General features: G+C 50.4%; 17 protein-coding genes. 15 read left to right on the top strand and 2 right to left on the bottom strand.

Translation table 11 applies throughout. The annotated features are described in order from the left end of the window. Positions 1–77: 77 nt before the first annotated feature. From D3H35_RS14800 to D3H35_RS14820, 5 genes are all read left to right on the top strand, one after another. Positions 78–1,223, top strand: coding sequence for a glycosyltransferase family 4 protein (locus D3H35_RS14800; protein WP_119150067.1), 1,146 nt, complete (start codon positions 78–80; stop codon positions 1,221–1,223). A 167-nt stretch (positions 1,224–1,390) separates the two neighbouring features. Then, entirely contained in the window at positions 1,391–5,278 is a 3,888-nt protein-coding gene (locus tag D3H35_RS14805; RefSeq protein WP_158594120.1) for an S-layer homology domain-containing protein, read from the top strand. A gap of 565 nt (positions 5,279–5,843) precedes the next feature. Next, positions 5,844–8,501 (top strand): S-layer homology domain-containing protein, encoded by a 2,658-nt coding sequence (locus tag D3H35_RS14810; RefSeq protein ID WP_158594121.1) that lies wholly within the window; start codon positions 5,844–5,846, stop codon positions 8,499–8,501. 160 nt (positions 8,502–8,661) lie between these two features. Then, positions 8,662–10,770, top strand: a complete 2,109-nt coding sequence (locus tag D3H35_RS14815) for a hypothetical protein (RefSeq protein ID WP_119150070.1) — start codon at positions 8,662–8,664, stop codon at positions 10,768–10,770. A 122-nt stretch (positions 10,771–10,892) separates the two neighbouring features. Next, on the top strand, positions 10,893–11,387 hold the full coding sequence (locus D3H35_RS14820; protein WP_411675155.1) for a hypothetical protein: 495 nt from the start codon (positions 10,893–10,895) through the stop codon (positions 11,385–11,387). An 87-nt stretch (positions 11,388–11,474) separates the two neighbouring features. Here the strand turns inward: D3H35_RS14820 and D3H35_RS14825 are convergent, their stop codons facing one another. Further along, positions 11,475–12,485, bottom strand: coding sequence for an SGNH/GDSL hydrolase family protein (locus tag D3H35_RS14825; protein WP_119150072.1), 1,011 nt, complete (start codon positions 12,483–12,485; stop codon positions 11,475–11,477). Beyond that, positions 12,460–13,872 (bottom strand): MBOAT family O-acyltransferase, encoded by a 1,413-nt coding sequence (locus D3H35_RS14830; protein ID WP_119150073.1) that lies wholly within the window; start codon positions 13,870–13,872, stop codon positions 12,460–12,462. The genes D3H35_RS14825 and D3H35_RS14830 overlap by 26 nt, the downstream gene beginning before the upstream one ends. A gap of 217 nt (positions 13,873–14,089) precedes the next feature. On the opposite strand from D3H35_RS14830, the gene D3H35_RS14835 reads away from it, so the two are divergent. The 10 genes from D3H35_RS14835 (at position 14,090) to D3H35_RS14880 (ending at position 25,872) form a co-directional block, all read left to right on the top strand. Further along, positions 14,090–18,724 carry a M4 family metallopeptidase gene (locus tag D3H35_RS14835; RefSeq protein WP_158594122.1) on the top strand — a complete coding sequence of 1,545 codons (4,635 nt, stop codon included), beginning with the start codon at positions 14,090–14,092 and terminating at the stop codon, positions 18,722–18,724. Continuing rightward, the gene (locus D3H35_RS14840) at positions 18,721–19,566 is read left to right on the top strand and encodes a fibronectin type III domain-containing protein (protein WP_119150075.1); all 846 of its coding nucleotides are present in this window, start codon (positions 18,721–18,723) and stop codon (positions 19,564–19,566) included. The genes D3H35_RS14835 and D3H35_RS14840 overlap by 4 nt, the downstream gene beginning before the upstream one ends. A gap of 142 nt (positions 19,567–19,708) precedes the next feature. Then, entirely contained in the window at positions 19,709–19,981 is a 273-nt protein-coding gene (locus D3H35_RS14845) for an alpha/beta-type small acid-soluble spore protein (RefSeq protein ID WP_119150076.1), read from the top strand. Positions 19,982–20,108: 127 nt separating this feature from the next. Further along, positions 20,109–21,311: a methionine adenosyltransferase gene (metK, locus tag D3H35_RS14850; protein ID WP_119150077.1), complete on the top strand. Its 1,203-nt coding sequence runs from the start codon at positions 20,109–20,111 to the stop codon at positions 21,309–21,311. Positions 21,312–21,458: 147 nt separating this feature from the next. Continuing rightward, positions 21,459–22,334 (top strand): Ig-like domain-containing domain, encoded by an 876-nt coding sequence (locus D3H35_RS14855; RefSeq protein WP_158594123.1) that lies wholly within the window; start codon positions 21,459–21,461, stop codon positions 22,332–22,334. Further along, positions 22,331–23,041 carry an Ig-like domain-containing domain gene (locus D3H35_RS14860; protein WP_158594124.1) on the top strand — a complete coding sequence of 237 codons (711 nt, stop codon included), beginning with the start codon at positions 22,331–22,333 and terminating at the stop codon, positions 23,039–23,041. Before D3H35_RS14855 ends, D3H35_RS14860 begins: the two co-directional genes overlap by 4 nt. Further along, a complete protein-coding gene (locus D3H35_RS14865; RefSeq protein WP_147355849.1) occupies positions 23,002–23,358 on the top strand; it encodes a SwmB domain-containing protein in 357 nt (118 codons plus the stop codon). The genes D3H35_RS14860 and D3H35_RS14865 overlap by 40 nt, the downstream gene beginning before the upstream one ends. Next, positions 23,355–24,623, top strand: coding sequence for a SwmB domain-containing protein (locus D3H35_RS14870; RefSeq protein ID WP_119150081.1), 1,269 nt, complete (start codon positions 23,355–23,357; stop codon positions 24,621–24,623). The genes D3H35_RS14865 and D3H35_RS14870 overlap by 4 nt, the downstream gene beginning before the upstream one ends. Continuing rightward, a complete protein-coding gene (locus tag D3H35_RS14875; RefSeq protein ID WP_147355850.1) occupies positions 24,548–25,519 on the top strand; it encodes an S-layer homology domain-containing protein in 972 nt (323 codons plus the stop codon). The genes D3H35_RS14870 and D3H35_RS14875 overlap by 76 nt, the downstream gene beginning before the upstream one ends. Continuing rightward, complete coding sequence (locus tag D3H35_RS14880; protein WP_378124897.1) at positions 25,516–25,872, top strand: MmcQ/YjbR family DNA-binding protein; 357 nt, start codon at positions 25,516–25,518, stop codon at positions 25,870–25,872. Before D3H35_RS14875 ends, D3H35_RS14880 begins: the two co-directional genes overlap by 4 nt. Positions 25,873–25,947: the final 75 nt, after the last annotated feature.

Genomic DNA, 25,947 nt, shown 5'->3' on the forward strand with positions numbered 1-25,947 from the left:
GACATGAAAACAAGCCTTGTTGAATTTCCATAGTCGGGAGTATAATCTTCCTCGGTAGAGATAAAGGGGAGTTGTAGATGTCGACAGGTTGGTTAGTAGGTATCGGAATCGCAGGGTTTCTTGTGGCGCTTGCGCTTGCAATGATTTTGACGCCGCTCGTAAAAAAGTTCGCGATCCGCATCGGCGCCATCGACGTGCCGAATCAACGAAAAGTTCATACACGCATCATGCCGCGGATGGGCGGGCTGGCGATCTTCGCCTCGTTTACCGTCGTCATTCTAGCCTTATTGCCGTTCATCCCGAACAATATGATGCTCTCGCATAACCGCAACCTTATCGCCGCGATGCTGACGGGCGGTACGATCATCGTACTGCTGGGCGCTCTCGACGACAGGTTCGAGCTGTCCGCGAAGCTTAAGCTTCTCGTGCAGATCGCTGCCGCTTGCGTCGTCGTCTTCGGCTTCGACGTGAAGGTCAACATCTTGAACATTCCGTTCGGGTCGGCCATGCAGCCGTTGGGCGAATGGCTCTCGATTCCGCTGACGATCTTCTGGATCGTCGGGGTCACGAACGCGATTAATTTGATCGACGGATTGGACGGGCTGGCTGCCGGAGTGTCCGGAATCGCCATCACCTCCATTCTGGTCATGGGTATTCTCACAGGCAACGGTACGGTTATCTTGCTGTCTGCAGTTCTGCTCGGCAGTATCGCCGGATTCCTTCATTTCAATTTCCACCCGGCGAAAATATTTATGGGAGACTCGGGCTCGCTGTTCCTGGGATTCAGCCTTGCGATGCTCTCCATGCTGGGGTTCAAGCAAATTACGGTCGTCTCGTTCGTTACGCCGCTCCTCATTATCGGAGTGCCGCTGTCCGATACGTTCTTCGCGATCATCCGCCGCTGGGTGAACAAGAAGCCGATCTTCGCTCCGGACAAAGGGCATTTGCATCACTGTCTGCAGCAGCTCGGCTTCAGTCATCGCACGACGGTATTGTTGATCTACGGTATCGCCGCATTTTTCGGCGCCTGCGCGGTGCTTCAGTCGTACTTGACGGAGACGGGGCTAGGCAACTGGGTGACGTTCATCGTCATCTGCGTCATGGTCTTCCTGCTCCAAATCGGCGCGGAGCTCATCGGAATCGTCGACCGCTCACGCCGTCCGGTTCTCGACTTCCTAGCCCGCATGCGGATGAAGACGGAGACGAATAGCCGCTCGAAATAAGACCCGGGACCCGATTCCGGGTCTTTTATTTTGTTCATGCCCCACGAAAAGTTTATTAAACCTTCTTACAGAACTAAAATGTGGGTCAGACAATGCCGATACATAATCTATCTTGGTTGTTAAGCATCGCCAACACGTACTTTTTACAAAAAGGAGAGATTCGAATCATGCAACGCATCAAACGACCGTTGGTGTGGTTGATGATGACGCTTCTGCTGGTTTCCTTGTTCCCTTCGGAACTTGCCCAGCGGGCAAACGCGGCATCGGCTGCTACTTACTTCATTCCCGACATCACACAAATCCGGCAATCTGCATTGTATACGATGGACTCCTCGGGGACGATCATTACTCGAGACAATGTGTACAAAACGACGAACGGAGCTCTAACGATAACCGGTACTTTTTCATATGTATCCAAAGATACGATGAAGGTCAAGGTTGAACAATTGAATTATCAGTCGAACAAATGGGTGCCGGATGCGACCCGTGTCGTGAATGCTGCGGTTCTTGCCCAGGACGGCACGACGAACCGGTTTGCGGCCAACAATCTGGCTCTGTTTTCCGGGTTCAATCGAATTACGTTCTCCGGCATGCAAGGCGGCATCGAACGTTCCGATACGTTCTTTGTGTTGTACGATAAGGTGCCGTTCCTCACCGCACTGAAGGTCGTCGGGGGCGGTCCTAGCGAAATTAACTTGAACGAGGGCTCGCAAGCTGTCGTTGAGAAGTCGACCGTTTCTCTTCAAGGTGTCGCTCAGAACGCTACCAAGGTAACCGTCGCCCTTAACGGCGGAACGGCTGCGATTACGTCGTTGCTTGAAGACGGCACGTTTTTTTCTCCGGCATTGAATTTGAGGTCCGGCGTCAACAGTCTGAATATTAATGTTCAGAACGGATCGGACTCCATTAACGTATTGCGTACGATTTATTACTTCGATAAAGACAACCCGTTAACGAAGCTGGAGATCGTGCATAGCAGCGGAGAGTATCCGGCTCTTGGGACGATCCCTACCATTACAGAGTTCGGTTCAAGCTTTGCGTTAAAAGCGCAGCTGCTGGTGCCCTATGACGATGCTCCTTTTGACGGAACGGCTATTTATTCGTTCCAATTGAAGGGCGACAGCAGCGCCGATATAGTGACGGACACGGTCACTGTAGACGAGGCTGAAATTATCATTCCTGGCCCGGATGGAGTTACGCCTAAATACAGGCTCGTAACGTTCACGACCGCCGATCATCCGTACGACGACTCCGTCTTGAATCAAGAGGCGACTTTGAGCGTTACCTACGGAACCTTCGGAACGGCAAAAACGGCTAAGTTCAAATCGATGCCGGGCAACACGCTTATTTCGGCAATGTATTACTTGCCGGACTTTGACGAAAGTACGAATACGGACGTCAGCTCGCAAACGCAGGTTCCACTTAAGGGAGCTCAGGTCGGCAAATCCGATTTTTATATCCTGGTCAAAGCGGACAAAGCTCCGTCCACAGGGTTGGACGGCGTCTATCTGCCTCTCAGCACGACGGCCATTAACTTAACGCAAGTATCGGGCGCCACTGTCCCGGATCCGGTATATGAAGTTTACAAAATTAGCGGCTTCCTTAACGGACAGCAAAAAGTGCAATTTAGCTATAGCGCAGGCGCTAACTACATTGCGGATATCACCTATATCTCGCAGAACTATATTTACGTAGCCGACATTTATGACGGTCAGACTTACGAATTCGATTCCCGCCTTGAAAGCTCGTTGAAAATCAGCGGCGAATTCATCGGGTTCGAGAATTTCACGAGCGATCCCGAATATTTCGTTAATGGAACGGTTCCTACCGATTCCCCCGATATCGATCTCACGGAAGATTTCGATCCTGCCGCTAACTCTTATAAGTTCCAGCTTGAACTAGACATCAAGCCGGAAGGTCCTCTCGTCTACGGCGAGAATCGAATCGTCTTTGTCGCCAGGACGGACGGCGGCTCCGGAGGAGTCGTGCGAGAGGTCCGCAAAGAAATCAAAATCTATATTACGGACAAGAACGTATCGAAGATTGCGAAGTTTATGCCGGCCCCTGTGCCTGTCGATACTCGTCCTGAGTTCGTGCTTCAAGACTTCGCATCTCCGAGCACGGATGTGCTGTACAACGATCTCATCAGTAAGCTGTTTGCCGCATCTACGGACTTTGCGTTCAAGAACGACAAGTATGTGACCAGCAGGACGACTTACGATCTGGTCATTCGCGGCAGCGGCGCCAGCGTTCTTAATCTGAAGCTGGGATCCGAGACGATTCTTAATCTTTCGATTCCGAAGGAAGAGGATGAAGACGGCGTTGGCGGAATAGAGAAGTTGATCAAGCTCCGCGAATTTACGATGAACGACAAAAAGTATTACTACGACTTCTCCGGGGACGAGAGGGACTTTATCGTTAGGGTTCGCGATTTGGAATTCCCGGAGCCCGGCTCTCACGTCTACAACCTGGAACTGATTAACGGAACCGGCGCGCGCTCGACTCAACGCCTCGAAGTAGCTCGCGAGCTTTCTTCCTACCTTCTGCTGGCTCCGCAGCCGACCGTAGGCGATCAGATTATCGTGAATAAAAACTTCGTTCGCTTTGATATCGAGGCGGAAGGCGCTACGGCGGTTTTCATCGACAAATACCAAGCCGTTGAACAGCCGAACAGCCGGTTTACATTCGACTACTCCGACCTGAAGGCCAATAAGGTTACCGCCATTAAGATCAGAGTCGTAAGACCGAGTCAGACGATTAACGATACGGTGAGCGTCATGTACACGAATTCGATTCAGATCGATTCGCAGTATATGGAACCGCTGAAGACGAAACACAGCATTTTCAACAAACAGATAGAGCTTACGTTCCCTAAAGGCACCATCTTAAAATCCGCTTATCAGAACGGCAGCGGAATAACGAAGTTCTATACGGAAACGAAGCTGTTGTTCGGCATCGCGGATCCGACAGACGGCGTCGTTGAACGCCGGAACGATTACGGTCATATCATTAATAACGGAGTCTCAACCGTGACCATTCAGGATTACTTGGTATCCCGTTTCAGAAGCTCCGCCAACACCCAGAATTTCACGACTATCTCGAATATTTTTTGGATCAACGGCGGGGAAGGCGAGCTCGGGGATAAGGGAACAAGCGGCTATATTCCGGCTACGAACGGATTGGCCCCTTACTCAACGGAAGGGAATTTCACGGAATTCCCGTTGGAACGCAAAGTCGTCCCCTCGAATCGCGGAGAACTGACACTCTCTTATAACAGCAATGTTGTAGATGAGATCGGCTATACGGTATCCGTGTTCCGCTACACGGATCGAGGAGTATGGGAGAACATCGGCGGCGAAGTAAATACGAAGAACCACACGATTACCGTGCCATTCGATGATTTTGGCTACTACATGGTCACCAAGCTTAAACGCGGGTATAACGATATCACGAACCATCCGTGGGCCCGCAACGTTCTTAACGCGCTTTATTCCAAAGGGATTATGAACAACCTGCGGTTCGACGAGTTCGGCGCCGACGATCAGACGACGCGCGGCGAGTTTGCGACCCTACTGGTTAAAGGACTCAATATCCCGTTGAACTACGATGACAAAAACACGTTCTTCGACATCCTGCCGGGAACGAGCACAACGACCTGGAGCTACGAATATATCGAGACAGCTGCCAGGGCAGGGATTGTCATGGGTAAATCGGAAGGCTTCTTCAGCGCCGGAACTCGCGTCACCCGTCAAGAAGCGGCTGTAATGATCGCCAGAGCGCTCAAATTGAAGCTTTCGCTTAACGACAAGAAGCTTGAAGCTAAGCTGGCCAAGTCGTTCGTCGACTCTTCTCGGATCGACTTTTACGCTCGTCCGGCAGCGGAAGCCGTCAATAAGGCGAAAATTATGATGGGCTCGGAAGTAACCGTTGCCGGTCAGAAGAAGCCGGTGTACAACTTTAACGCCGAAGCCAATCTGACCCGCGCCGAGGCCGGTCAAATCGCCGTTAAAATGCTTCAACTGAAAACGAACATCTTCCCGAAAAACTTAGGTTAACGGAAGAAGCTCAGAGTCCGACCTCGTTTAAGCTGCGGGGCGGACTCTTGCTCTCTTTCGTATTCCATGGATCTCCATGGGTGGTTGATGGATACGAAGGAAAACTTTTATCAATGACGCAGCATAGCGGGCCGAGCTATACTAATGAAGCGAAGTCCCTACATACATTAAGAGAAATCGATTGGGCCAAGCATTTGAAAAAAAAATAAAGCAATTGCGCAACTACCGCAACTTTTTCCGATCTCAAGCGTTTAACATTGTAAGACTTGCGAGAGGGACTTGAGCCCTACTCCCTAGCGTTATCGGCGAAAAATACTTTACGCTAGGCAAGGCTCTCATGTATAATGTTGAAAGTGGCATAATTTACCCTGCCTATTTTGTGTTATTTTCGCGAGTTTACGAGTTTCTGCGACATGCATCTACTACATAGTTCATGCAGCAGACATCAATTATAGACAATGCTCTACTCCGGAGAGGGGGTGAAACGTCGATGAGAGATTCGAGCTCTAATTCTTCTAAAAAAACAAGTACACAGAAGTTTTCCCAAGGAGGAGAAAAAAAGGTTATGAAAAAAAGTTTACCGGTACTTCTTTCCGCAGCACTCGCAGTTAGCGCGTTCGCGTCCTTCGCATCCGCTGCTGAACTGACAGCTCAAGAGAAATTCGATGCACTGAAAGCTAAAGGTATCTTCGCAGGTCTTGCAAATGGAGAAGCTGGTCTTGACCAAAACATGACTCGCGCGCAATTCGCTCGCGTAGCCGGCCTCTTGAAAGGTCTGAACGTCGACGCTCAGCCTTCGGTCCAAACGTATTCCGACGTTCCTGCTGCTCACTGGGCTTACCAAGAAGTTGAAGCTGCTACGGCTGCTAAACTTTTCGAAGGCAAAGGCGACGGCACGTTCGGTCCTCAAGACAACATTTCGGTTCAACAACTCGCAGTAGTTCTTGCTAAAGCTCTGGGCCTGACTCCGGTTGAAGGAGCAACGGTTGAAGGCGCGGACGCTTGGGCTGCTGGTTACATCAAAGCGGTTCAAAACGCTGGTTTCGTTCTTCCGACCAACTACACGGCAAACGCTACTCGCGGTCTGCTTGTAGAAGCTTCCTACACGGCTGTTGATATCCTTAACCCTTCTACAATCGCAGTCGCTAAAACGTCCCAAACGGGCGCTAAAAAGATCACGGTTGAATTCAACCGCGCTCTGACTACCGCTGAAGAAACCGCTCTGAAAGTGGAAGTTAAAAACGGACTTGTTCCTTACAGCTTCACTACGGCTGTAGCGGCTGACAAAAAATCCGCCGTTCTGGAATTCTCGTTCCTTCCTGCTGCTGACTACTCCGTTAAAGTTAACGACTTCGATGCAGTAACGGTTAAAGTTGTAGACGAAACCGTATCGAAGCTGGAAATTGCAACGGGCAGCGTGCAAAAAGTTGCTAACCAAAAAATTGATGTCGTTGCAACGAACCAATTCGGCGAAAAAGTCGAAAATGCTTCTCTGACGACAACTGTTGTCGGCAAAGGTTCTACGATCGCTCTTTCCGGCGGAGCTTATGACCTTTCCGCACTTGCTAAGGACGATGTGGTAATCGTTACGGCTACTCACCCTGCAACGGGTATTACCGCTACGAAAACTTTCAAAATTACTGACGCGTCCCAAGTAACGCAATTGTCGCTTGGACCGGTAGTTCCTTTGAAAGACAAAACTCGCATCACTTCGAAAGACGAAGGCCTCGTTCTTCCGTACTCCTTCAAAGATGCAGCTGGCAATGCATATAAGCTGCCTGCTGGCGAAGGTGAATACGAAGAGGGTTCCAACACTGTAAAAATTGGTGACTATCAGTTCATCATCAGCAATATCAAAATCGTTAATCCGGATTCCTTCTCTGTAGATGACGATGGCGTATTGACATTTGATGCTGTTGCAGCGACCCCAGCTCAATCCGAAGCTGGAACGGTTGTTATTACGGTACTGAACGCAGCAGCTGGCGCTACTGCTAACACGTCCGTAAAAGTTGAAGAAGCACAAAAGGTTAAAACCTTCCAGTTGAGCGCTCCGAGTTCCATTGTAGCGAAAGAGGAAGGCGTTAAATTCGCATTCGTTGCTGCTGACAACTATGGCGCACCGATCGATTCGAAGGAATTCGCTAAATCCGATACGAATTCCCAAGTTACGTTCACGACTAACCGCGGCGAAGCTGTTGTCGTAAGCAAAGGCTACAACTACAAGGGTGAATTGACCCTTACGTTTACGGATGGTGTTGGAGCTGCGGTAACGGGCACCACTACTGTATATGCTTGGATTGGCGGCGCTATTGCTAGCCAAGTAACGGTTGATCTGAAAGCCAAAGCAGTACCGAACAAAGTTTCCGTTGTTAAAGATCTTGCTTCGGTTTACGGTATTGCAGGTTCTGATGTAGTTGAACTTAGCTCCGTTAAAGTAATCGACAACTATGGTCGCGAAATGTCCGATCTCGGAGATGCTGATCTTGTTGTTCAATTGAAATCCGGTGCTACTACGGGTATCGTATCTTCTGCTGAGCTTCTGAATAACAAAATTGTGGGTGTTGCTGCTGGTTCCACGAAGCTGGAAATCGGTCTTGACCTCGATGGAGGCACGACGATCAGCAGCGGAACTTCCATCGATGTATCCGTAACTGTTGTTGCTGACGACAAAGTGGCTTCCTTCGCAGTTGAAGATCCAGGTCTGTTCTTCGCTAACGCAGACAACGATGAAGAAACCAATGCGAAAACGCTGACTCTGGTCGGCAAAACAGCAGAAGGCAAGAAAATCGCGATCGACCAAGGTCGTTACTTCACGGCTGTAACTTCTTCCGACACGACGCTCTTCAACACCGACTATGAGACGGTTTGGTCTATCGCTAAAGGCGAAGCGACGATTACTTTCTGGAAAGACGCTAGCAAACTGGCTGAAGTTAAAGTAACTTCTTCCGATGCTAAAAAAGCGGCTAAATCCATTAAGTTTAAGGAAGCTGAGTACACGTACGCTGAGGAAGCAACGATTGACGTCGCTAGCTTGCTCGAAATTAAAGATCAATATGGCGCTGACTTCGGACCAACAGTGTACTTCTCTTCTTCCGATGCTACAAAAGTAGCATATGCAGACGGAGCGTGGAGTGCAGTTGCAGTAGGTACTGCTACAATCACAGCTGTTACGTCTAACGGTCTGGTAGCTACTACAACCATCATTGTTAATGATCCTACCTAATACTGAAGCGAAAGAACTTCCCCAAGGAATCTCCTTGGGGAAGTTTTTTTATACTCAGCATTACATTCAGATGGAATGTGATGAAAATTTTGCATATAGCGAAACTATTGGAGCCCTTTAAGCGTTTATTAGTTACCAACGTTTTTAGGGAGGAACAAAGTTGAAACTTCAGCTAACGAAGAATTTGATAAAGGTCGGATTGGCTGGCACATTGGTGTTTGGTTCCGTTACAGTATCTGGGGTATCTTCGTCATTTGCAGCAACGGCAGTCAAATCAGCGATACCGGCACCTTTGACCATTGCTAAAAACGTAACTGCGCAAGTAAAAAATGTGGAGCTCTTTACGCAAGACAAGGGTCTGTATTTGGTATATACCATTAATTACGTTAATAACGGTGCAAGTACGCTGCAGCTTGATGACTATTGGGCAAAAATTAAAACAACGAGTGGAAAAAGCTTTTCCATTAAAGTCGTCGACAAGGATAAAAAAATCACAACGGTTGCACCTAAGTCTAATGCAAGCATTACATATTATGCAGCGATAGATGAAGGGCTAACCCTAAAGAACCTCCGAGTAAATTTAATTAAGTGGGATTTTAACGTTGCTGGCTATATGAAAAACATAGGTACCTTTGACCTTGCTAAAGGATATGCACCGGCAGTTGCAGCTTATGAACCCATTACAATTGCTGCAAAAGAAACAAAACTAAAAACATCAATAAAAACAGTTCAATCGTCCGTCGATGATGAAGATAGAGTTATTGATATCTCTTATGTGATTGAAAACTTGAACACACGTGAATATAAAGCAGCAACCACACAGTTCTACGTAATGACTCCAGACGGCTCCATTTACTCTGCGGTAAACAGCGATCTTAAGGATTTGGTCGTTAAGCCGAAAGAACGAAAAACTATTTCTTTGAAGGCAACGCTTCCTATAGATGTAAAAGCAACAGGCTTAAAACTAATTACAGGATATCAGAGTGAAGCGGACGGGATATTCATTCCTACGGCAGCCTATCAGGTTCCGAAAGCATCGGAGGTAGTTACTAATGTTGTTACCAAAATGACATATGATAACTACAACATTGAGATCCTTGGCTATTCTAGATTACCATCGGGAAGTCAGGATGCGTTGCAAGCAAACATCAAAGTAACTAATATTTCGAATGATGAACAAAAAGTTCCGTCGCTTAAAGCATCTTGGAAAATAAACGGTGTCGCGCAAGAAACGAAAACTCCTGCACTGATTGCGGTTGATTCAAAATTACAGTTGTCCAAAGGAGAAAGTATTCAACTTGCGGCGACAATATTTATACCTTATACACTAACGCTTAAAGATGTAAGTATTAATCTAAAAGAAGTTGTGGATGAAAAAACGGAAGAAACAATCGGAAGCTTCAGATCCGATAAATATAATGTTTATAAGACGGCAGTAGATTCGACGGCAGCATTTACGCGAGTTGGGAGTAAATCCAATGTTGAGCTGCTAAAAGTTAGATCCAAGGATGATGGAAAACAGGTTAACATTTTTGGCGATCTAGCTGTAACAAATCTTGAGTATCGACCAAACAGTCTACAGAAATATGGCATTTATCTGAAAGGGAAAGACGGCCAAATCTATCCTCTTGCGGTAGGTGAATATGAAGGTCAAGTCATTTCTAGCGGCAGAATAATTGTTCCGTTCACAGGCAAGGTTCCCTTGGCTGCCAAAGATAATGTGATGGATCTATTAATTACCGAGTTATTGCCTAATACGGGGGATGCTTCAAATAAAGACAACACTGTTTCCTCGGAAATTTATAGTGTGACTGCCGAATGGACAGACTCCGCACCAAGCACGAAGTTCCATAACTTAGCAATAGGGAAATATGATTTTACGTTCGATAAATTCTATGCCTACCTGGATATGAGCAACTATGTGAGTGCAAATGGATTGAAATTAGATTTTGAGTATACGATGGTAGAAGATTCGAATGTAGATGATATGGCTGGAACTTATAAGCTAAGATTCGAGTTAGAAGATCAAGAGTCTGCAAAAGTCACTTTCGTCAAAGAATTTGCACTAAACGGCAAAGATAAAACTGACGAATTTGCTTCAAGCGGAACGATTAAGAAAACCATTCAATTCAATGATCCGGCTATACTGGACAAAATTACAAACTTCCAGGAATACAAGCTGTCGATATACTACACTATCAATGATCAAAAAGTACTTTTGGCACAAAAAACAATACCGTATTTTTATATTCAATGGATGAATCTGTAACTAGAAAAGGCGATCTGGTAAATCCAGATCGTCTTTTTTTTGCAACTGCAGTAACTTTTTAAGAATAGTCACGTTAAAATAAGATAGGCAGAAGTTCAAAGGAGTGTCTAGCGTTGAATAAAATGAACAAAAAAATTCTCCTTATTTCTTGTTTGGTAGTTTTTGTCCTTGCAGGTACGTTCTACTTTAAGTCTGTCGCCGAGGCAGATGTGAACGAATCAACCCCAGGACTTGCAGACGATCCAATCGTTACAAAAAGCTACGTCGACAAGAAGGTCGCCGAGCTAGTGGCGGCCGAATTGGAGAAAATCGGTGCAGGCGGAGGTCAAGGTACGGGCACGATGGCTCAGCTGGAAGTCGTTAATGTGGCGCTTGGACAGAAGTTGACCATTGCAGCGGGCGGAGAGCTGATTGTTCGCACGGGAAAAGCGATCGCATTCAGCTCCGACACCAACGGTCTGTCCGATATGACGGACGGCTTGGACATTAAGCCCGGCGCTGTAGTGGGCAACAACCATCTAATTCTGTTTCCACGGGACGGTCGGGGAGTGCACCCGGATCCGAAAGGGAAAGTCGGATTGACTGTCTTAGTTCGCGGCGGTTATACGTTAAAGTAATGGAACGGCACTAATAATAGCTATTATCCCGGTACAAAAAGAGAAGCTGTCGAGGCGCCAAGAGCCCGACAGCTTCTTTCATTTGCTTCACTTTAACCATAACTCGGCAACTGACTTGCTTACGATAGCCGCTCCCTTGGGATTAAGATGGTTTGTATCCCGGAAATAAGTCGATAGAGGAAGTCCTTCGTTAGACATCATGTGAAATTCGGCGTCGTATTTCGAGGCAATCGCAGAAATGGTACGTTCATACTGACTTCGTTCCTCGGGATACAGCTTTCGAATGGCCGTTTCGAATTCGGCGGAACGCGGGATTTGAAGAACGACGATGCGAACGCCGCGGTTATGCAAAGCGCTAAGCAACGCTTCAAAGGAGTCGGTCTGCAAGCCTTCCGGATCGTACTCCTCAAACCAACGTTTGGCGGTATCTTCCGCATAGGCCGCGGTCATGTGCTCGGGGTCGACCATCGTAACGGCGGCAAGACCGCCGGCTTTCCATTTGAACGGCTTGGATAATGTTCCTTTCAAGTAGGGATCGACGATTTTGGAGGACCATGTCGTTCGCAAATCGAAAGCTTTGGATACCCACCCAAGCATCAACTCGCCATAATTATGACGGTCCATGACGGCGAGCCGATCATTAAAGCCCGCATAGTACCGGAACATGTCCCCTTTGTCGATGCGATAAGAGTTGATTTGGTGCTCGTTAACTACGACGATCGCTTCTTGAAGACCGGTAAGCTTGCTTTCGTACTTTAGATAGGTGTGATAGATATCGAAGGCTTTGCCGCCGCTCACGCTGAAGTTAAAAATCGTACCCGGGTCGCGGCCGCCGGCGGAACCCATAAGCTCGGGTCTAAGCGCGTCAATGCTTTGCGAATCGCCGAATACGGCCGTCGTAATGCGGCTGGTCTCCGCGTGCTTGAAGGATTGGTCCAATACGTCCAATTGACCGATAAAGCTGTAGGGAGCCTTCCCGTAAAAGTCCAAATTCCGAAACACTCCAATTTCCGCGACCGCCCCAAGAACGACCAACCCGATCAAGCCCCAACTAAGCCGTTTTCGCAGCTTTTTAGAATTGGAAATAAATGAACTCATATTTATCTCCTTTGGAGTAGTAGATAAGGGCGAGAACTATCGCCAAATAGACAGCGCTGCGCAAAGGGAAAGGAACAAAGCGCCAAGCGCGTCCGACCGCTCCTTCGTATTTGCGAAGCAGAAATTCAGCTACGTGAATCGCGAACAATCCGACAATGAGCAGAAACGTAGGATGAGCGACGACGTTGTCAGCATGTGCGTGAAGCATTTTCCAGGTCATATCCAGCGCCATTTCGATACTCGGAGCATGGAAGAACACCCAGGTCCACGTAATGATATGGAAAAAGACGAATACGGCGATAACCCGATATAAGCGACTTTTGCGAACGGCTGCTATCCAGCTAATGCGATTAAGACCAAGAGACATTCGATGCACAACTTGCAAGAGCCCGTGTATGCCTCCCCATGCCACGTAAGTCCACATTGCCCCATGCCATAATCCGCTGACAAGCATAGCTCCAAAGAGGTTCAAGTAAGTGCGGACAGCCCCTTTGCGGTTGCCGCCTAGGCCGATGTAGACGTAGTCTCTTATCCAACGGGACAAGGTAATATGCCATCTGCGCCAGAACTCGCTCGGATCGCCGCTAAGGTAGGGGGACTTGAAATTGTCGGCGAATCGGACGCCGAGCATAATGCCGAGCCCGATAGCCATATCCGTATACGCCGAGAAATCGTTATAGATGAAGAAGCTGAACGTATAGGAAGCAATCCAGGATTCGGTGCCGGTAAGGGCAGATCCTTTGTCGAAATATTCTTTTACGATAGGGGATAACTGATCGGCGATAACGAGCTTTTTGATGATTCCTAGCGTGAAGAGATATACACCGTATTTCATATCCGACCAGGAAATGCGGCGTTCAGGCAGTTTGTCCAATTGGGGGAACAGCTCATCGCCGCGCATAATCGGTCCTGCGATCAAGTGCGGGAACATCGAGACGAACACCCAGAACTTGAAGAACGACCGGGTCGGCTTTGAGTCCCCGCGCCTCACGTCGACTAAATAAGAAATAAACTCGAATGTGTAGAAGGATATGCCCAACGGCAGCACGATCGATTCGGCGAAGGAGTCGGTCCAAGCGGTTTGGAAGCCGACGAGCTTCAGGTTATCAAGCGCAAACAGCGTGTATTTGAACAAAACCAGATTTAGCACGTTCGCGATGATTCCTACCCAGAACAACCATCTCCAACGAGGACGGGTCATAAGGTGAACGATGCCGAACGTCAATAGACACATCCCGAGGAACAGCACGATAAACCCTTCGGGATGCGCGGCATAGAACAGGGCATTGGCTGCAGCTAACAAGAACAAACGCTGTCTTTTGAATATGAAGTACGGAATAAGCAGGGCGATCATGAATACGATGAAATTCGGCGAATAAAAAAACATGTGAGCACCTCGGCAACGCTTCGATCGATTAGATGGCTTGCATGAGTATTATAGCGAATTTAGCCGAATTTTCCTAAACCCGACCGATCTTAGGGAAATCTTTAGCTAGCAATTTCAAACTCTCTGTATATACAATACTTGGAAGATGGTATAGTTGAAGCGTTTAATAGATTTACTTGGTTCTAGTATGAATTTATGGTTCGGAGGAGAAGTGCAAATGAAGAGGAAGTTCATTAGCGTACTACTGGTATTGGTCATGCTCGTAAGCGGAGCGAGCGGCGTTTTGGCTGCAGATCTCGAAAGCGGTATGCCGCCCGCTGCGGTACCCAAAAACAACTATGAGCCTTCTCCAAATACGAAGTTCAAGATGGGAAAGCTGTCGGAGCCGTTGAAGGATCAGGCATCGATTATATCGTTTGCTCTTTCCCAATCCAAATCGAACGCACTGAAAGGCATAAAGCCAGCGTATTCGTTCAAGATCGAAAAATCGAAATACGACGAAGCCGGCCGACAACATGTTGTGCTGCAACAAACTCAGAACGGGGTTCCGATTTACGGCCATTATTACCAAGTTAGTCTTGACGGCAATCAACAGGTCTATGCAGTGCAGGACAAGTCGGAATTGGATCTGAGCGCGGTTCAGACGACAAAGCCGAGCATTACCGGGGAGCAAGCGACAAACCGGTTGAAGTCCGCTTTGGAGGCGTTCTACGGACAACCTGTCGAGCTGGAGTCGGATTATAAGCTCTTCAAATATCCGAAGCCGACCGCAGAGTTGCTTATCTATCCTTACGAAGGTAAAACGTATTTGGCGTATGAAGTACAAATGAGCTTTTTGAAGCCCGCTCATGGCAACTGGATCGGCTATGTAGATGCCACAACGGGCGAAGTAATCGAAAAATATAATAAAATACAAAACGCTACGGCTGCGTCGGGAACAGGCTACGGTTATAACGGAGCTGCCAAGACTATTAATATTACGAGAGACGAAGGGTACTATTTTTTATTCGACCAATCTCACTCGGGAGCGATTGTTTCTTCTAGTTATAATTATGATGTCGATGATGAAGGCTACATATATGCTTCGTGGAGCAGGAGTAGCACATTCAAGGATTCCGGTTCGCTTCGCAGATATCGCGATGTCGTCGACGCCCATTATAATGCGGATATCGTCTACGATTATTACTTGAATACCTTTGGAAGAAACAGCGTGGACGGCAATGGAGCCCGCATATTGTCCATCGCTAATCTTCCGGATGAGGACGGATATCCGCTAGATAACGCAGCTTGGGACGATTCGCTGAATGCTATGTTTTATGGCGACGGATCGGGAGTCCGCAACGGAGGAATGAACTGTACGGCTTGCTCGTTAGACATTGTCGCTCACGAAATTACTCATGGCGTTACCTCCCACACGGCAGACTTGGAATATCGCTATCAGTCCGGTGCGCTTAATGAGTCGATATCCGATATTATGGCTTCGGTGATCGATTCGGCGGATTGGACGATCGGAGAAGATACAGGCATGATCGGGCGGAGCATGCAAAATCCAAATCTCTACGATCAGCCAAAAACGATGAGCGAATATGAATATTTGACGATCGATCAAGATAATGGCGGAGTTCACGTGAACAGCGGAATTCCGAATTATGCGGCCTACTTGATGGCAACCAAGATCAATTCGTTGGGGCTGAACGGAAAAACGATATTGGGCAAGCTGACTTACAACGCGCTTTCCTATCATTTGACGGCAACTTCCGACTTTGTAGATGCCAAGAACAGCTATTTGCTGGCGGCAGGGGAAATTTCCAGCTTAACGGAGCAACAGCGAAAAGCGGTTCGGTTGAAAATCATCGATGCATGGGGAGAAGTAGGGATTCCTACGGTTGTCGCCGACTTTTCCGTTACGGGGCACACCCCGGCCTCGGTTACATTCTCTTGGACGGCGGGAAGCGGAGCTTCCAACGTTATTATTCAACAGTCCGCGGATAATGGAGCGAACTGGACGACGGCATCGACGGGAGTCATTTCGACTTCGGCAGCGACTGCCACGGCAAGCAACCTTCTCCCCGCGACGAATTATCTATTCCGGCTGGTCATTAACGGCGGCAATAGCGCGGGCACGTCGAACTTGGCGGCGTGGACGACCGAGGCGAGGACGATTTCCGATTTTGCCATTAAGGAAAAAGGCAGCCGATTTGCGCTCTTTACTTGGAGCAAAGCGATCGGGGCCACTAAAGTAAAAATTCATAAATCTGAGAATGAAGGACAGACATGGGAATTTGTAGAATTGCCGGTAGAGTCCACTCAAGTGATGGATGCGGGACTCATTCCTAACAAAAATTATCGATTTTATTTATCTGTGACAGGCGGGGGTTACCAAGGGAAGTCCAATGAAGTGCGATTCACTACCAATGCGGAGCCTCTCGTCCTGAATCTGGTAGAGGCTGTTGCCGGATCTGCCAAGTTCCAGTGGGAGGCTCCGAAGGGCGCGACTGGGATTGTCCTGCAGCAAACGACGAACGGAACAACATGGACAACTGCCAATACCGGCGCATTGGGGCTGAGTGCCGCGGGAGCGACGGTAACGGGCTTGCAAGCGGCAACTTCCTACAAGTTCCGATTGTCGGTATCGGGCGGGCAGAACAACGGGTTTTCCAACGAGAAGTCGATAACGACGGCTTCATTCCCGATTGAAACGCTGGCCGTAAGCGGCAAAACAACGAGCACAGCATCATTGGCTTGGCCGGCTTTATTAAAGCCAACCAGCCTGATTGTCCAGCAGAAGACGGAAGGAACGGGGTGGACGATCGCGAAAACGGGCACGTTGTCGACTTCGTCGAAGAGCGCAACGGTAAGCGGACTGGCTGCGAATACAGCTTATCAGTTCCGCCTTGTTGTGACAGGCGGAGGCAATGCGGGAGAATCGAATATCGTTGATGCAAAAACAGACGCGGTCAAAATTACGAGCTTTGCGAAAAACGGAAACGCTACGGTGTCCGCCGTGCCATTCAAATGGACGGCTGCGTTAGGCGCGACGAGCGTTGCGATCGAGCAATCGACGGATGGAGCGACGTGGACGTTGTCGGCAACGGGATCGCTGGCCGCGAATGCCTCTGCAGCAACCGTGAGCGGACTTCGGCCTAACAAGACGTATCAATTCCGCTTGAAGGTAACGGGCGGGCAAAACGAGGGTTCGTCGAACAGCGTGAGTGCGACGACGGTGGCGGCTCCTCTGACGGACTTGGCGTCCGGAGAAATAACGGGCAGTACGGCGGAGCTGAATTGGACGGCTGCAGTCGGAGCTTCGAGCGTGAAGGCGGAGTTGTCGTCGAACGGCGGCAGCTCGTGGACGGCCGCAATGGTTGAGACGGCGGTGGGCGCGAATGCAAGTACCGCCAAGGTAACGGGTTTGTTAGCGGGTACGGATTACAAGCTGCGCCTCAACGTAACGAGCGGCGAGAACAACGGGCTGTCCAATGTGATTTCGATAAAAACGGCTATTGTGCCGGTTAGTACACTAACGTCAAGCGGGAAAACGACGAGCTCCATAACGCTGTCTTGGCCGGCACTGGTGAAACCGACCAGCCTGATCGTCCAGCAGAAGACGGAAGGAACGGGATGGACGACGGCGAAAACGGGTACGCTGTCGACTTCGGCGAAGGGCGCGACGGTGAGCGGATTGACTGCGAACACGGCTTACCAGTTCCGACTTGTCGTGACGGGCGGAGGCAATGCGGGAGAATCGAACATCGTTGACGCAAAGACGGATGCAATTAAGATTACAAGCTTCGCAAAAAACGGGAACGCTACGGTATCATCAGCATCGTTCAAGTGGACGGCAGCGATAGGCGCGACAGGCATTGCAATCGAGCAATCGACGGATGGCGCGACGTGGACGTTGTCGGATACGGGATCGTTGGCGGCGAATACCTCAGCGGCCACAGTGAACGGGCTTAGACCTAACAAGACGTATCAATTCCGTTTGAAAGTAACGGGCGGTCAGAACGAGGGCTCGTCAAACAGCGTGAGCGCGACGACGGTAGCGGCTCCGCTGACGAGCTTAGTGTCCGGAGAAGTAACGGGAAGTACGGTGGAGTTGGTCTGGACGGCTGCTGTTGGAGCTTCGAGCGTGAAGGCGGAGTTGTCGTCGAACGGCGGCAGCTCGTGGGCGGCCGCGACGGTAGAAACGGCAGTAAGCGCTAATGGAACTACCGCCAAGGTGACAGGTTTGCTGGCGGGTACGGATTACAAGCTGCGCCTCAACGTAACGAGCGGCGAGAACAACGGGCTGTCCAATGTGATTTCGATAAAAACGGTTATTGTGCCGGTTAGTACACTAACGTCAAGCGGGAAAACGACGAGCTCCATAACGCTGTCTTGGCCGGCACTGGTGAAACCGACCAGCCTGATCGTCCAGCAGAAGACGGAAGGAACGGGATGGACGACGGCGAAAACGGGTACGCTGTCGACGACTTCGGCAAAGGTCGCGACGGTGAGTGGATTGACTGCGAACACGGCTTACCAGTTCCGACTTGTCGTGACGGGCGGAGGCAATGCAGGAGAATCGAACATCGTTGACGCAAAGACGGATGCAATTAAGATTACAAGCTTCGCAAAAAACGGGAACGCTACGGTATCAACAGCATCGTTCAAGTGGACGGCAGCGATAGGCGCGACAGGCATTGCAATCGAGCAATCGACGGATGGCGCGACGTGGACGTTGTCGGATACGGGATCGTTGGCGGCGAATGGCTCTGCTGCAACCGTGACGGGGCTTCGACCTAACAAAATGTATCAATTCCGTTTGAAAGTAACGGGCGGTCAGAATGAGGGCCCTCGAACGGCGTGAGCGCGACGACGGTGGCGGCTCCGCTGACGGATCTAGCGTCTGGAGCTATAACGGGCAGTACGGTGGAACTGAGTTGGACAGCTGCCGTCGGCGCTTCGAGCGTGACGGTAGAGGTTTCGACGAACGGCGGCAGCTCGTGGAAGCCTGCGACAGTTGAAACGGCAATAAGCGCAAATGCAAGCACCGCTAAGGTAACAGGGTTGCTGGCGGGCACCGATTACAAGCTCCGTCTGAACGTTACGGGCGGAGAGAACAATGGTTTGTCCAATGTACTTGCAATCAAGACTGCCAACGAAGTGGTTACTTCCTTGGCAGTAACCGGCAAGAGTGCGAACACGGTTGCATTATCCTGGTCCTCGCTTATTAGAGCTTCATCGGTTTCCGTCGAATTCCGTACAACAGGCGGCGAATGGCAGCCGGCCAGCGCCGGCGCGTTGTCATCGTCTTCCAAGACCGCGACGGTGAGAGGGCTGCAGGCCAATACGGAGTATGAAATTCGCCTGAAGGTAGTCGGAGGGGCTAACGAAGGAGCTTCTTATCCGGTAAGCGTAAAGACCGACGCATTGAAGCTAACGTCGCTGTCGAACACCGGAAAAACGTCCTCAAGCGTGACTCTTAAATGGACAGTGCCTGCCCGAGCCGCTTCCTTCGGCATTCTGATTTCAACGAATGGCGGGGTGTCTTGGGGTGTCGTCGAATACCCGGAATTGGGATTGGATTCCACTAGCGCCACAATTACGGGATTGAGCGCCTATACAAGCTATAAATTCAAGCTAGCCATCTCAGGCGGGGATTATGAAGGAGAGTCCAACGAAATCACCGTTAGGACAACGCGGGCGTAGCGGGGCAAGCTTATCTATTGTCCGCGTTTGGCCGGCGAATGCGCTAGAACATTTTACCCAATTGTCCAGCAACTCATACGCCTTGGAGACCATGAACCCGAGCATACTAGGATCGTCAAAATCCAAGGAGGTGCATCGAGTCATGGCAGGTCGAAATAAAAAGCTCGTTCCGGAATGCCAAGCGGCCCTTAATCAATTGAAGTACGAGGTCGCATCCGAGCTTGGGGTGGCGTTCGGCGGAGGCTCGTATGGGGGGACGGGGGAAGATACCGAATTCGCCGGAGATCTTGGCAGCATAGCATCCTCGGGATCTGGGAAGGCTTACCTAGGGAGCTTGTCTTCCCGCGAGGCCGGATCCGTCGGGGGAGAAATAACGAAAAGGTTGATTCGTTCCGCTCAGCAAACGGTTCTTTAACGAGCTGGGCGGAACATTCCAGCATTGACACTCCTCGACATTTCAGGTATCATTATTTTTCGAAGGTCTGTCGTAACAACCTTTTCCTAGCGGAAAAGGTTTATTTTATATGTGGAGGTCGAAGACATTGTCGATTAAAGGACGGCATCTCTTCACATCCGAGTCGGTCACTGAAGGCCACCCGGATAAAATTTGCGATCAAATCTCTGACGCGGTACTTGACGCGTTCCTCGAAGTGGATCCTTACGCTCGCGTAGCGTGCGAAGTATCCGTAGCAACCGGCCTTGTTCTCGTAATTGGCGAGATCAGCTCCAAAGCGGACTTTGTTGATATTTCTTCCATCGTTCGTCGCACTATCAAGGAAATCGGCTACACTCGCGCCAAATACGGTTTCGATTCCAGCACTTGCGCCGTATTGACGTCGTTGAACGAACAATCCGCCGACATCGCGCAAGGCGTTAACGCCGCTCTAGAGAGCCGCGACGGCAAAGACATCAAGCAAGAGAACGAAGACATCGGTGCAGGCGACCAAGGTCTCATGTTCGGCTTCGCCTCGAACGAGACGCCTGAATATATGCCGCTTCCGATCGCCCTGGCTCACCGTCTGTCCCGCCGTCTTTCGGAAGTGCGCAAGAACGGCACTCTCGACTACCTTCGTCCGGATGGCAAGACGCAAGTTACGATCCAATACGAAGACGGCAAGCCCGTACGCGTCGACACGATCGTCATTTCCACTCAGCATGACGAGAAGATCACGTCCGAGCAAATCGACAGCGATATTCGCAAGCACGTTATCGCAGAAGTCGTTCCGACCGAATGGCTCGATGCCGAAACCAAATATTTCATTAACCCGACGGGCCGTTTCGTAATCGGCGGTCCTCAAGGCGACGCCGGTCTGACCGGACGCAAAATCATCGTCGATACTTACGGCGGCTACGCTCGCCACGGCGGCGGGGCTTTCTCGGGCAAAGATCCGACGAAAGTCGACCGTTCCGCCGCTTACGCGGCTCGTTATGTGGCGAAGAATATCGTCGCAGCCGGACTCGCCGACAAATGCGAAATTCAGCTCGCCTACGCTATCGGCGTTGCGCGTCCTGTATCCGTTAACGTCGACACTTACGGCACAGGCAAAGTGGACGAAGAGAAGCTCGTCGAGCTGATCGACGCGAACTTCGATCTCCGTCCTGCAGGCATCATCAAGATGCTTGACTTGCGTCGTCCGATCTACCGCCAGACAGCGGCTTACGGTCACTTCGGCCGCACGGATCTCGACGTTCCGTGGGAGCGTCTCGATAAAGTCGAAGCTCTGAAAAAGGGCGCCCTGGAATAACACTGCTTATTTCACCGAAAGACCTCCTCAAGTGCGGAGGTCTTTTTTGTGTCCGGGATGCGAAATAAGTCGTTTGTCCCTAAAATTCTCCATACTCGCAGCCGAAATATAAGGTACAAGACTGTTCATTTTCAGGAGGACTTCTTCATGACCCGTTTTCGCGCAATATCCTTGTTCCTAATTGTCGCCATATTGCTTCAGATGGGCGCCGTGACGGTTAGTCCTAAGAGCGCTGCCGCCGCAAGCGCAGGGCCCATCCTCAAGAGCCAGTCGCCGGCTAACGGTTCCTTCATTACGCCGGACCGCGGAATTCGAATTACTTTTGACGAGAACGTGCGAAAGGGATCGGGCAACATCATATTCGGGTCGGAAGTGTACCCGGTCGCGACAGATGACGTTCACATTCAATGGGAAACGACAAAAACCATTCTTATCAAACCGACGGACTTGGCGGTCGGCCAGGATTATTCGGTTATCCTCGAAGCGGGAGCTTTCATCGGGGTAACTTCGGGGCTGCCTTCGGCCGAGTACGATCTGGGAACCTTTTCAGTTCGGTCTTTGGGAGTATTGGACGTTTTCGACGAGACGGTTGCTTCTCCCTACTACCCTGAGAATGGCGCCGTAGACATCGATGCGGACAAGTCGGTAGCTCTCAAGCTGTATTTCAATCAGAGCGGGATGAAAATCGGCACGGGCAACGTCTACATCAAAAAATATACCGACAACACTATCGCTCAAACGATCAAAACGAGCACGACGGCTACTAAAATATCAAACGCAACGGTTGGAGAAGTACCCGTCTCTTTCACCTCCATTCCGATGTCCAAGCTGGCTAACAGTACCAAGTACTACGTTATGATCGATCCCGGAGCTTTCGTCGACGAGTACGGCAATCCTTTTCCGGGAATTACGAACAAGGAAGAATGGACGTTCACGACGGAGGAATTGTTCGATACGGTAGCTCCTACCGCAAGCAATTTCGTGTTTATTTCCTCGGGAGCGTCGATTCCGCGGGCGGATTGAACGGCGTTCTGTCCGTCACCTTCAGCGAAAAAGTGTACACGGGGAGCGGAGCGATCGAGATCCGTAAATCCGATAACACCACGTACTGCTCCATTCCGGTTGGAGCCGGCGCAGTTACTTTGGACAGTGCGGGCAAGGTCGTGACGATCTCGCCAAGCGTGTATGCTTGCCCGAAGTTCGTTAACGGCAGCACCTATAAGCTCGTTATCGGCAATCAAGCTTTTCGCGACGGCAACGGGAACTATTACGCAGGGCAAAGCGGCTGGTCGTTCAAAGCTTCGGTCGACAACACGCTTCCTTCCGTGTCGATCTACTCGCCTGCCGTATCCGCCAAGGCCGTATCCGTCAACACTACAACTTTGACGTTGACTTTCAACAAGGCGGTCAAGCAAGTCGGAGAGGATGTCGTCACGGCTGTCGCATTTCCCCAAAGCAAGCCTAGTACGGCAAGCGAGCGGATCAATTGGACGGTTTCATTCGATTCGACGGATAACAAGAAGATTATTCTGACCAAAGACGACGGGGAAAAGGACTTCAACCCCAACACCAAGTATGTCGTCAATATTCCGGCCGGGGTCATTTCCGATTTGGCCGGCAATCTATATCCCGGCATGTTGAATCTTTATCAGTGGACGTTCGATACGGGAGCTGCCGGGGAGTTCCAACTTTGCAAAAAGCGGAAATGGACGGAGCCTCTATCGTCCTGACCTACAATGAGACGCTTAACCCCGACACGGTTCCCTATGCCGATAATTACTATGCTACGGTTAGCGGCTCGTTCCGCCAGGTGACGGGGGTGTCGGTCAGCGGCACTCAGGTGAGGCTGGCGTTGCAGCAAGGCGTTGTCGTTGGGCAGAGCGTGAAATTATCGTATACGCCGCAATTGAACGATGCGTCCAGACACATTCAAACTTTGCTGGGCAAGGAAGCGGCAGCCTTCACGAACCGCGACGTGACGAACACGACGAGCACGACGCTGCCGCGTCCGGTCAGCGGATCGCTATCGGGGCGCTCGTTACATTGAATTTCAATAGAGAGCTCGCGGCGCTGCCTTCCAATGCGAACAGCCTCTTCTATGTAACGGCGGGGAGCAGCCGGATAAGCGTCAGCTCGGCTACGCTAAGCGGATCGATGCTATTGCTGCTTCTTCCTAGCCAGCCAAGCGTCTCGGGAGCTATTACCGTTTCTTATACGCCGGGTTCGATTCCGATCCGCGATTTGGCGGGGAACACGTTGGCGGCCTTCGCCGGTTTTGCCCTAACCAATCCGAACGATACGACAGCGCCTGTCTTCCTAACAGGTGTCGCGAACGGCAAGAAGATCGTGCTGAATTACGACGAAGCGTTGAGGACAAGTCCCGTTCCTGCGATTTCGAGCTACTCGATTCTCTCGGGCGGCAAAGTCGTATCGATAAGCTCTGTAGCCATTAATGGAAATTCAGTCGAATTGACGCTATCCCAAAGCTTGGCGGATGGCGCCGGCGTTACCTTGACTTATTATCCCGGCAATTCATACGTCGCGGATATTGCCGGCAATCCGGCCCCTTTCATTAGCGGCTATTCGATGACTGCGTCTGGAGGGAGTACGGCTCGTCTCGCTTCTGCCGTCATTAACGGGAATGTGCTGTCGCTGACGTACTCGACACCGCTGAATACGTTAAGCTCCAGCATACCTAATGTGAGCCAATATACGGTTAAAGCAAACGGTGTAACAATCGCGGTCCGAAGCGTGTATATTTCTGGACAGCAGGTTACTCTCAGCCTGATGAGCGACGTTCAATCCGGGCAGCAGGTGCTCATAAGCTACACGAATACCGGAAATCCGTTGAAGGATACGTTGGGCCAAACGGTCGAGACGTTCTCGAACTATTCGGTTACGAATCAGACGACCGGCACCGGAGTCGTTCTGCCGGAATTTCTGGAGCCAGACGGCAACGGCGGGATCAGGCTTGTGAATTCGAAGGCTGTCGTCACTTCTTCCGGCGTGACGTTGTCCGGGAAAATCGCAAACAAATATTCGATCGACGGCGACAAGCTCTATAACGGCTTCAATACGATCAAGCAAGGGAATGCCACGCAGCCGGTTCTCGTGGCGCAAATTCCCGAGACGGAAGCGGGCGCGATCGTAAGCGTAAACGTTCGAAGCTTGATTAACGCGGCGGCTCTCGTCTCGAACGGAATTCTTAAAGTGAACTACGGGATACTTCCTTCTCCTTGCCGCTTAAGGCCGTTAATTATACCGAGCAGCTGCAGGGCTCCGGTTACGATACGAACTCCGTCCAATTGGTAGTGCGAATCGAGAAGTCATCTACGACGAGCCTGGCAACTGCATTAACCAAGAAAGGCGGAACGTTGGTCGGGAATGCCTATGATTTTTCCGTGTCTTTGCTTTTGGGCAATGTAGAGCGTACTGTCAGTGAATTCGATTCTTACGTCGAACGCTCCATATCTGTCAATTCGTCGGGATTGACCGCCAGCGAGTTGACCGTGGTCAGACTCGATGCGGAGTCGGGCGATGCGACGTACGTCCCGACGTCTACGGAAACGGCAAGCGGGAAAATCAAAGTCAAGTTTTCCAGAAAAGGGAACAGCGTGTATGCGGTCATGCGCAAAGCTCCGCTGGTTTACTCGGATATGACCAAGCATTGGGCGAAAGCCGATGTTTCCAAGCTCGCCGCCAAATTTATCGTTAGCGGCATTAACTCCACTCAGTACAAGCCGGAACAGGCGATTACGCGCGCGGAATTCGCCGAATATATTGCAAGAGGTCTTGGATTGACGGGAGACAAGAGCGTCGTGACTTCCAAGTACAAGGACGTTCCGGCAACAGGCGCAAGCGCCGCCTTTATCGGAGCGGCAAGCAAAGCGGGTATCGTGTCGGGAGGCACGGACGGGAAATTCCGGCCGAACGCTTCCATTACTCGGGAAGAGATGGCGTCAATGCTCGTGCGTGCGATGAAATATGCGGGTGTATCGACGACCGCTTCTTCCACGGCTTTGAATAAATTTACGGACAGGGCTAAGGTCGGAAGCTGGGCGAAGGACGGCGTTGCGGCCTGCGTACAAGCGGGAATTATTAGCGGCGTTACGCCAACGACGATCAAGCCGCAAAATAACGCGAAAAGGTCGGAGGCGGCCTCGATGATTACGCGGTTCCTGAAATACGTGGACTTGTTGGAAGCATGATGAACCACGAAACTTTGATTGCCTATGGGCTGAAGCTGCCGGGTTCGTCGTTGAAGTACCCATTCGAGCCGGATCTTCCCGTTTTGTATGTCGGAGGCAAAATGTTTGCGCTGTTCGGATCGAACGGAGCTCGGCAAAGCGTGAACTTGAAGGCGGACCCTGAGGAAGCTTGGCTGATGAGGCAACAGTATCCCGAATCCGTCCTTCCCGGCTATCATATGAACAAGCGTCACTGGAACACCGTCGTGCTGGACGGTACGGTTCCGGACGAGGAAGTGACGGAAATGTTGGACCAGTCCTATCGTCTCGTATTCGGCAAGCTGCCAAAGAGGATTCGACAGGAGTGGGAATAGCGGTGTGAGTAACCCTCGGACGCAGTGCGTCCGAGGGTTTTTTTATGCGTTAGGGCGGAGCGTTGGGCGTAAAGG

It is taken from the genome of Cohnella faecalis, assembly GCF_003570905.1.
Lineage (GTDB): Bacteria > Bacillota > Bacilli > Paenibacillales > Paenibacillaceae > Cohnella > Cohnella faecalis.

Coding starts and splice junctions, on each gene's coding strand:
- D3H35_RS14810 (WP_158594121.1), top strand. CDS start 5,844: ATGAAAAAAAGTTTACCGGTACTTCTTTCCGCAGCACTCGCAGTTAGC.
- D3H35_RS14820 (WP_411675155.1), top strand. CDS start 10,893: ATGAACAAAAAAATTCTCCTTATTTCTTGTTTGGTAGTTTTTGTCCTT.
- D3H35_RS14835 (WP_158594122.1), top strand. CDS start 14,090: ATGAAGAGGAAGTTCATTAGCGTACTACTGGTATTGGTCATGCTCGTA.
- D3H35_RS14830 (WP_119150073.1), bottom strand. CDS start 13,872: ATGTTTTTTTATTCGCCGAATTTCATCGTATTCATGATCGCCCTGCTT.
- D3H35_RS14845 (WP_119150076.1), top strand. CDS start 19,709: ATGGCAGGTCGAAATAAAAAGCTCGTTCCGGAATGCCAAGCGGCCCTT.
- D3H35_RS14880 (WP_378124897.1), top strand. CDS start 25,516: ATGATGAACCACGAAACTTTGATTGCCTATGGGCTGAAGCTGCCGGGT.
- D3H35_RS14805 (WP_158594120.1), top strand. CDS start 1,391: ATGCAACGCATCAAACGACCGTTGGTGTGGTTGATGATGACGCTTCTG.
- D3H35_RS14800 (WP_119150067.1), top strand. CDS start 78: ATGTCGACAGGTTGGTTAGTAGGTATCGGAATCGCAGGGTTTCTTGTG.
- D3H35_RS14855 (WP_158594123.1), top strand. CDS start 21,459: ATGACCCGTTTTCGCGCAATATCCTTGTTCCTAATTGTCGCCATATTG.
- D3H35_RS14825 (WP_119150072.1), bottom strand. CDS start 12,485: ATGAGTTCATTTATTTCCAATTCTAAAAAGCTGCGAAAACGGCTTAGT.